General features: G+C 33.9%; 9 protein-coding genes. 5 read left to right on the top strand and 4 right to left on the bottom strand.

Features of this window, described 5'->3' with window-relative positions; genetic code table 11:
• The 5 genes from HMPREF3112_RS09195 to HMPREF3112_RS11460 all read left to right on the top strand — a co-directional run.
• The coding region (locus HMPREF3112_RS09195; protein WP_141738670.1) for a DUF2971 domain-containing protein at positions 1-1,571 on the top strand (1,571 nt) is incomplete at its 5' end.
• Positions 1,572-1,758: 187 nt separating this feature from the next.
• Complete coding sequence (gene xerS / locus HMPREF3112_RS09190) at positions 1,759-2,832, top strand: tyrosine recombinase XerS (protein ID WP_070439465.1); 1,074 nt, start codon at positions 1,759-1,761, stop codon at positions 2,830-2,832.
• Between the two features lie 96 nt (positions 2,833-2,928).
• Positions 2,929-3,807 (top strand): helix-turn-helix domain-containing protein, encoded by an 879-nt coding sequence (locus HMPREF3112_RS09185; RefSeq protein ID WP_070439462.1) that lies wholly within the window; start codon positions 2,929-2,931, stop codon positions 3,805-3,807.
• A 60-nt stretch (positions 3,808-3,867) separates the two neighbouring features.
• The gene (locus HMPREF3112_RS11800; RefSeq protein ID WP_256262691.1) at positions 3,868-4,257 is read left to right on the top strand and encodes a hypothetical protein; all 390 of its coding nucleotides are present in this window, start codon (positions 3,868-3,870) and stop codon (positions 4,255-4,257) included.
• 91 nt (positions 4,258-4,348) lie between these two features.
• On the top strand, positions 4,349-4,525 hold the full coding sequence (locus HMPREF3112_RS11460; RefSeq protein WP_156247109.1) for a hypothetical protein: 177 nt from the start codon (positions 4,349-4,351) through the stop codon (positions 4,523-4,525).
• 53 nt (positions 4,526-4,578) lie between these two features.
• On the opposite strand, the gene HMPREF3112_RS09175 is transcribed toward HMPREF3112_RS11460, so the two are convergent.
• From HMPREF3112_RS09175 to HMPREF3112_RS09160, 4 genes are all read right to left on the bottom strand, one after another.
• Complete coding sequence (locus tag HMPREF3112_RS09175; RefSeq protein WP_070439459.1) at positions 4,579-4,938, bottom strand: hypothetical protein; 360 nt, start codon at positions 4,936-4,938, stop codon at positions 4,579-4,581.
• Complete coding sequence (locus tag HMPREF3112_RS09170; RefSeq protein WP_070439456.1) at positions 4,935-6,350, bottom strand: Y-family DNA polymerase; 1,416 nt, start codon at positions 6,348-6,350, stop codon at positions 4,935-4,937. Before HMPREF3112_RS09170 ends, HMPREF3112_RS09175 begins: the two co-directional genes overlap by 4 nt.
• A gap of 181 nt (positions 6,351-6,531) precedes the next feature.
• On the bottom strand, positions 6,532-7,710 hold the full coding sequence (locus HMPREF3112_RS09165) for a hypothetical protein (protein ID WP_256262690.1): 1,179 nt from the start codon (positions 7,708-7,710) through the stop codon (positions 6,532-6,534).
• 524 nt (positions 7,711-8,234) lie between these two features.
• Positions 8,235-8,846, bottom strand: coding sequence for a hypothetical protein (locus tag HMPREF3112_RS09160; protein ID WP_070439453.1), 612 nt, complete (start codon positions 8,844-8,846; stop codon positions 8,235-8,237).
• Positions 8,847-8,980: the final 134 nt, after the last annotated feature.

Below are 8,980 nucleotides of genomic sequence, written 5' to 3'. Positions count from 1 at the left end.
ACGAGAAGTTTCCAGCTTCAGAAGACGTAGCATACGAATATGTAAATACATTAAATACTCTAGCAATGAGGCTGGAAAGTTTAGATGAGATAAAGGGAACGGTAGCTAAAGCTTCTAGTATTTACGAGAAGTTTCCAGCTTCAGAAGACGTAGCATTCCAATATGCAATCACACTATATAATCTAGCAAGCAGCCAGGAAAGCCCAGATGACTTAAAGGTAACGGTAGGTAAAATTCATGATATTTACGAGAAGTTTTCAAATTCAGAATTCGTAGCATATGTATATGCAAAAGTATTAGTTGATTTAGAAAGTATACAGGACACTGAACAGGATTTAATGAAAACTTTTGATAAAGTAATTGAAATTTACAAAAAGTTTTCTAATAAGGCAAATATAAGGGATTTATTAGCAGATCTAATCTCTGAAGATATTATAGGTAATATTTTTTATTCTAATGATAATCTAGATTCGTTTAATAGTGATGTAGTGCCAGTTATTAATAAAATGTTTAATTCTATCATTGAATTAGATGGTTTAAAACTTCCAGGATATGCTCCTTTAATAGAATTATTAAAACATTTAGAATGTTCTGATGAAGAAAAACTGCTTAAAATATACTGGATAGTACAAAAAATTAAGTACCAATTATCTATTAAAGATTTATCAGAAAAAAAATTTGGACACTATACTTCAGGAAATGTTTTACAAATACTCTTAAAACAAAGTAGCGATAATAAAGAAAAGTATTCTATTGAAGGGCGGACACGTTTAGGAAATGTTAAGTATATGAATGATCCTGAGGAAGGAACTATCTTAGATAAATATCTAGGTATAAGTGAATCAGATAATTTAGAAGATTCTTTAAAACCTAGTCCTTGGTTTTTGATGAGTTTAACAACTGCAATTGATGATTTAGCAATGTGGTCGCAATATGGTGCTAGAGCGGAAGGTGTCTGTCTGGTGTTTAAACCAGATAGTTTTAAAGTTGTTAAGTCAATGGCTGAAGCAGAGTGGATGAAAGAGAAAAAAGCCATTCCAAATTTGAAAGAGAAAAAAGCTACTCCAAATTTGAAAAAAAATATAGATTCTACAAACAAAGACTTCCTTTATCGAATTTGTTATCTTGATGAAAAATCATTACACGACGGTAGATCAAAAGCAGTAAAAAAAGATAATAATAAGATGTTAGATGGAGCAGAAATAAAAATTACAAATAATTGCCTAACAATTATAAAGAAACTTGTGGGAGATATAAAGAAAAATACACTATTGTACAGTGCTGTAGAGGAATGTCTCGAGGAAATACGTTATCTTTTTAAAGTATCAGACTACAGCTATGAATCCGAGCTACGTATTTTGCGATATGCTGAATTAACTCCAGATAATGAGGAGATAAAAATTGATAATAGTGGTCCTGTTGCGAAGCTTTATTTAGAACGTGATATGCCCGTTCAATTAAAACAAGTTATCTTCGGACCTAAATTTTCCAACCCAGAGCATGTGACTCCATTGCTCCAACTTCTTGATAAAGATATTAATTTTAAACGCTCTGATAGAAAATTTAAATAGAATAAGCCACAAAAGTAATTAATTTTCACTAAAAGGATAACATTTTTTAGAAGATGTTATCCTTTTTATCGATTTGGAAAAAATTTATGGAACAATATGTATATTCGGAAAACAAGTATTTGTTGAATACACATATTAGTTATGATAAACTACTACTAACAAGAAAATTGTTAGATTTGAGGCTAATATGAAACAAGAAACACTTATGAAAAATATAAACGAGTTGCTTGAGATTATGCCTTGGTATGTTAAGGAATATTATCATGCAAAGCTCGTTATTCCATATAGCTACAAGACACTGTATGAGTACTTAAAGGAATATAGACGATTTTTTGAATGGTTGATTAGCGATCATGAGAAATTAGGTGAAACTGTATGTTATGCAGACTATGATACGATTGCCGATGTTCATATTGATGAGCTGGCCCATTTACCAAAGTCTGTTATCGAAGGCTACTTTGTTTACCTTCGTGAAAATACTGAGCGTCGTTCAATATCTGAAGTCAGCATTATTCGAACTAAAGATGCTCTCTCTAGTTTGTTTAAGTATCTTACTCAAGAAACTGAGGATGATGAGGGTGAACCTTATTTCTATCGAAATGTCATGGTTAAGGTGAAGATCAAGAAGCCCAAAGATACCTTGGCTAGTCGTGCAGATAACATGAAAGAAAAACTCTTTCTAAACGATACACAGTCTTTCTTGGACTATATCGACAATGAGCATGAAAAGAAAATCTCAAAACGTGCCCAGGTATCATTTGTCAAAAATAAAGAGCGGGATCTTGCTGTCATAGCACTTCTACTATCTACTGGAGTCCGTTTATCTGAATTAGTCAACCTAGATATGCAAGATGTCAATCTAGCCACAAGGACGATTACAGTTATTCGAAAAGGTGGGAAAAAGGACGTTGTAAATATAGCTCCGTTTGGTGTACCTTATATCGAGCGTTATTTAGAAATTAGGAAGGGACGTTACTCAGCAAGTGATTCAGATAAAGCATTCTTCTTAACGACTCAAAATAAAGTGCCTGCAAGGCTTGGAACACGTTCTGTCGAGCTTTTGGTGAAGAAGCTATCTACCGCCTATGGTAAACCCACTACTCCTCACAAATTGCGACACACACTTGCGACACGTCTATATGAGCAAACAAAAGACAGCCTCCTAGTCTCTCAACAATTGGGACACAAGGGGACTGCAATGGTAGAGGTATATGCACACGTAGCTGCAGAGACAACTAAGGAAGCACTAAGTGACTTGTAATTGATTGTCACTTCAATATTGCTATACACGATGCATATTGTAATGTACATATCATATTGTAGCAATTCTAATAGAAAGAAAATGGAGATTTAGATTATGGACTATTTTGCAAGTAATTTAAAATTATTAAGATCGTCTTTCGGAGAAACACAGGAAAGTTTGGCAGAAGCATTACACGTGGGAAACAGTACAATTTCTCAGTATGAGAGTGGTACTCGAAAACCAAATGATGATGAGATACTCAAGAGTATTGCTAAGCGCTATGGGGTTACAGTAGATTCTTTATTGTCAGTAGATTTTTCTAATACTTCTCCTGATTTAGTTGCATTTATAAACAATCCAGATAGAATTTTGCAGGAAATGATAAAAATTTTCCCTGTATATGAATTAGATGACACCTACTGTCCAGAATATCTTAAAGCTTATAAGGAACATGAAAAATTACTTTTTGGTTCTCTTGAAGAAAAAGAAACAGTTGATATTGATTTTATTGCAGATACTTACGGTAAGGCATTAACTGAATATAAAGAAAATAGTGATACATTTTTAGTTATTCTAGTAAATGTCTTGAGCCTCAAGCTTCTTCGTTATTCTACTACTTTTAGTGATAAATTTAGTAACCAAATGAAAGATTTTAAATCGAACAAAAATAAAAATAAAAAGGATATAAAAGCTCTGATTACGGATGTTGTTTTACCCAACATCAATGATAATGAGATAAAAACACCTCTATTTAAGAAAGCAATTAATGAGTTTTTTTTACCTAATATTGAATTACTAAAGGAAACTCAAAAATACAGTAAGGTTGCTGATTACTTTTTTGTTTTAAGGTATATTTGTGACTTAGTCGATAATGATGAGGACTTTGCAACTAATCAATTGATTGGTTATAAATTAATTTATGACTTGGCTAGGATTAATAACCCATATGCTATACACTTCCTAGAAACTGTAAAAAAAGTTCACAAACTGTGAACGACAACATAAATAATTTCCTTTATACTATACTTAACAAAGATAAAGGAGAAATAAACAATGAATGAAATTAAAAAAGAGTTCAAAGAAATTGATGAGGAATGGGATTATGGAGCATTAGCTAAGATAGCAAGTATTCATGGTGGTCCAGAAAAATTAATTGAGAAAATTTACGATGATGGTTACGATGATGGTCGTAAAGATGCCGTGAAAATGTGTGCAATCATTTGTAGTGGTGCCTATGTTACAAAAACATTAGCTAAAGTTTTATGGAATAAATTTAAAAGTAATAAGGAATTTGAAGCCGTCAAGCAAACTAAAGCAAAGGAATATGCTGAAAACCTATTGAATGAAGCAGATAAAGATCCTGATGTTATTCTTGATAAAGATGATAACATCATTACGGTTGATTTTAGTCAACCTATTAGAAACGAAACAATATCAATGTAATAATGCTCCTTTTTAGAGAGTCAAATGGTATAAACTAATAGTGTACAGATAAAATACAATTCTGTATACAAAAACAAAGGAAAAAAGAACAATGCCAGAAAATAACAAATACTTAGAAGGCTATACTCAAGGCTATGAAGAAGGTTACGAAGAAGGATATAATGCTGGATGTATTAAAGGCCATGATGAAGGCTTTAAAGAAGGTCGTGAAGAAGGCTATGAGGATGGTGTCTTATCCGCATTAGCCGAAATGGAGAAAAATGAATAAATTATTGTTCATGGTTAAAAAGCAACAACCACAAATATAGGTTGTTGCTTTTTTTAGTATATGTGATTTTCCAAAAGCTGAATTTGAAGAATATTGTCGAGTTGGACCAATCTATACCCTTCACTAGTCTTTATTGATATTTCCTTACGAGACAGCTCTCTCACTTCGCCGAATAAAGTAATTTTTCTATCACGATGTTTGATAGTGAACTGCCCTTTAAGTTGGTTGACATGGAGTTGAGAAAGTAATAAGAGTTTCTGAGGCTTACTTAGGTCTGTTGAGAAGTCAACACGATTTTTAGCAGCATGTAATGATGAAGTATGCTCAGACAGAAAGAACCCCATCCACTTTTGCATCCCTGGATCCTGGTATTCTCTTGCTGCTTGAAATGGTAAATAGGAACGATCAATCATTTTAAACCATCTAATCCTCCAGCAGAATGTCCTCCGATGAGCCTACTTCTGGCAATACTTCTCGATGCACCGTCAAGTGCATTAGCTTTTAGTAGAGAGGTAAAGCCAAATTGGTCTCTGATAGAATCTATTGCTGTCTGGAGCCTTTCCTCTTTTTCAATTTGTTCGACATCATCGAATAGTGAGATTAATCCAAAAGATTCATCTACAAACCCAGAATAATTAACCGCTACACTTCGGATTGCTCCTGAAGTGTATTTATTATGGAATAACTTCAACACATAGTTTGTCAGAATGTCGGTGTTATTCGTTGGTTCAATTTTCATTTGAGTATTGATAGAACGCTTGTTCTCATGCTTAGAGTAGCCAAGGTGTATTGAAACAACAGTCGCTTTCTTGCCTATCTTTCTCAATCGGATAGCAACTTGCTCGGCCATCTCTCTAAGGACAATTTCAATATCACGTTGTCTAAAATAGTCTCTAGGGAGAACCTGGGAGTTGCCTAGGCCTTTTGATTTTGGTTTATAGGGCTTATGAACGTTACTTTCATCAATACCATTAGCATGAAACCATAAACGAAGGCCAACTACTCCTAGTTCTTTCTTCAAGATATCTGGGTTAGCATTTGCCAAGTCTTTGATTGAATGGATACCTAACGTGTTGAAGCGTTTCTCCATTCTTTTACCGATACCCCAGAAATCTGTCATCTTAGGAATAGACCATACCTTATTCTCCACATCCTCATAGGACCAGTTAGCTCTCATGGTTGGAGTTTTCTTTGCTTCATTATCAAGGGCTAATTTAGCAAGTAATGGGTTAGCATTGGACATACCAACGGTTGAATAGATGCCAGTTTGTCTCCAGATGTCCCTTTGGATTCTAGCTGAAATAAGGTCGAGCTTTTGCTTTCGTGACAACTGCATATCTGGAACGAAGTAATTAAGAGAACTAGACAGGTCGATAAACCCCTCGTCTATAGAATAGGGGTAAATATCGTTAGGGCTACCATAGTTTTGAAAAATACCTTGGATTTCCATATTAACTGCTATATACTCGTCCATTCTGGGAGGAACGATGAAAGTCACTTTTGCCCAGTCTTCAATGAATCGCACGTATTCTAAATCAGTTCTTAGTCCTTGTTTCTTGGCATTGTAATATGAGAACTTTCTTGTTTGAACATCAAAAGGGAGGTCGTATGCTCTTCCTACGTTTGATTTCCCAAACACTTTCTTAAATATCGGTGAAGAAGCTAGGATAAGACCTGCAGAGTTATCAGCTCTACTCATAACACATAGAGAAGTCTTTAGAGGATGTAGCCCTCTTTCAATACATTCTACACTAGCATAAAAAGACTTCATATCAATAAAGGCAATATCACTGCGAGGCTCCCTAGTGTAATCGAAATATCCCATGTGTCACCTCTTTTTGTTAGTATATAAACTAACAAAAGTATAGACTATTTTGGTGAGGTTTTCAAGAGTTACAGTGTTGCCAATAGTCTTTGAGAGTAAAAAAAAACACCAATAGCTGTGTAATTGGCGTTTTCAGTAGTCTTCTAAATATTTTTAAAAGGGGTATCGAGTTATGAGGAACTTATTCAGAACTTCCCATTGATGATGACTCGGTAGAGGCATTAGAGTTATTACCTTCGTTATTATTATCTAGGACATTGGCACCCAAGAGTGAATTATAACCATTTTCATCAATATAGCTATGGTATTCAGGATTTAACATTGTATCATTTGATGATTCGGGAACCCCAGAATCTTGTTGTTGTGCAGGGGTTTTTGGGGTACTTCCAGCTACAGTTTTGGTGTCACTCTGAGCTGATTCACTAACAGTTGCTTGAGTAGAGCTTGAACTAGATGTTGATGGTTTCGTAGAGGATGAGGTTTCCGTTTTTGAGGTGTTTTTGCTTGTGTTATCATCTTTAATCTCAATTAACTTCTCATATATCTTTTGCGTCAAAGCATTTTGTTGTGAGGCCGTTAATGATGCTGCGACACGAATAACAACCGTTCCATAAACATAGTGTGAACCAGGGTTGATAACAGTTGGTAGACCATCGAATGCACTTAAATAGTCATTTCGTTTTTTGGCATCTTCAGCCGTTTTATAGACTTCAACACATCCACCTGCATCTGTACCTTTTGCAACTAAGTCAGCTCCAGCAACTGGATTAGTCACTTCATTGTCAGAGAAATAAACTGCTGCCGTATAACTTCCTTGCTTGTTTAAACCTTGGTTTGGATCATTATCTTCTGTGGCTGACTGAACTTCTGAAATTGTATCAATTTCCTTAAGACGACTTTCCACAAATGTATTGGAAGGATTGGTAATTTGTTTTAACTGCTTAACACTTGTTGAATACTTCTGGTTTTTATCATTAAGATTTTTTATTTCTGTCGAGTAGTTAATTGGTTTTTTTAGTGATTTAACTTGTTTATTGATGTCACTTGTTTTCTTTTTGATTTTAGGAATTACTTGCTTCTTCTTTTCGGCAGTAGAGACTTCGTTTTTAAGTTCAACCGTCAGATTTTCGTCTAAGGGCTTATCTTTACTGCTAAGTAGTTCCTTAGATACTTTGATTGTTTCCTCTAAGCTACTATTTTCTTTTTGAATTTTAGCTGTCACTTCATTAAATGACTGTACCGCTCTTTGATGTGGTGAAATTGCAAGTAAATAGTACCCTATACCAAAACATAATAGTACGATAAAAGAAATTATGGCTTTTTTCTTTGAATCAATTTTTTTCATAAAATCAGATTTCATTTTTAATCTCCAAAAATCAAGTGTTCGTTACCTCAAATAGCTAACGGGGACTTCCTATTAAGTATTCTGTTTTTATTATACTTAAATGTTCTCACATTTTAAAGCAGTCTTTTGATTATTATTCAAGAAAATTACTGGAGTTTAGAAGAAAAATGTTGCGCGTGCTATATGATTCAATGCAAAAAGGATAGCATACAGTGATGCTATCCTTAGTTTGTCCTAAACATATTAAACCATCTAGTCCACCAGCAGAATGACCTCCAATCAACTTGCTTCGCTCCAAGCTTCTTGATGCTTCTAGCAAAGAGTTTCCCAGCTCATGGCACTTGATGAAATTTTTTACCTTGGGATTCTCCTTTTTATAAGAGAAAGAAGTCCCACTGTCACCAGCCAAGGTTAGACCTTCTATTTATCGGTTTGAAAAATGGTTCTCCATGACTTTGATTCCATACTCTCCAACTATATTATAGAAGAAATTTTCAAAATCATACCCCAAAACAGAACAATCAGTTTACTTGATGTACTTATAGGTATAACTGTTTGCAACTCATATAATTACTGTAATAGATATCATATAATTGGTTAAGGATTATCTCTGCTGCTGGTTCGAACTCATCGACTTCATCTTGAAAAGCATAGATAGCCCAATGATTAGACATCTCTTTTACAGAATTTAAAAACGTTATAATTTGTTTGCTTGTCGGAAGAGCCAACAAATTCTGTTGTTGATCAATTATAGAGGATAATATTTTAGGAATACTTGTATCAAATTTATCGGTATAACTGCTATCTCCTAACAAATAAGGATTTTCTTTTAATTTATCTAATTCCTTAATAAGATATGCTAAATAGTGTAGATTCCTTTCATCCTCATTGGCCATTGTATAAACTTTTTTTTCTCTATCTATATCTTGTGCATATCTCTGGTCATCTAAATCATCATGTTTATTTGATGAAAATGTTGTAATTGCATTTCGCATAGTAGCTAATAAAACTAATTTTTCCAATTCCTTTTGTACTTTATCAGCTTCTTTTTTTTCTTTTTTTTCTTTATGATCTTGTAAAAATTTTAAAGCTCCTACTCCTTCTGAACCTAGACCTAAAATAGTTACAATATTAGCAATATTTTCTAACATAATATTTTCTAATCCCTTTCAATTTTAGAAAAAACATCCATACTAACTCTATAGAACTCCGCTAACTTAACTGCCATACTCAAATACATATATGTCTATCCGTTTTCCCAACGAGCAACTGTACGTTCTGGCAT

Origin of the sequence: Streptococcus sp. HMSC10E12 (assembly GCF_001807855.1) — a bacterium.
Lineage (GTDB): Bacteria > Bacillota > Bacilli > Lactobacillales > Streptococcaceae > Streptococcus > Streptococcus salivarius.
This window is presented reverse-complemented; position numbering and strand designations above follow the sequence as displayed.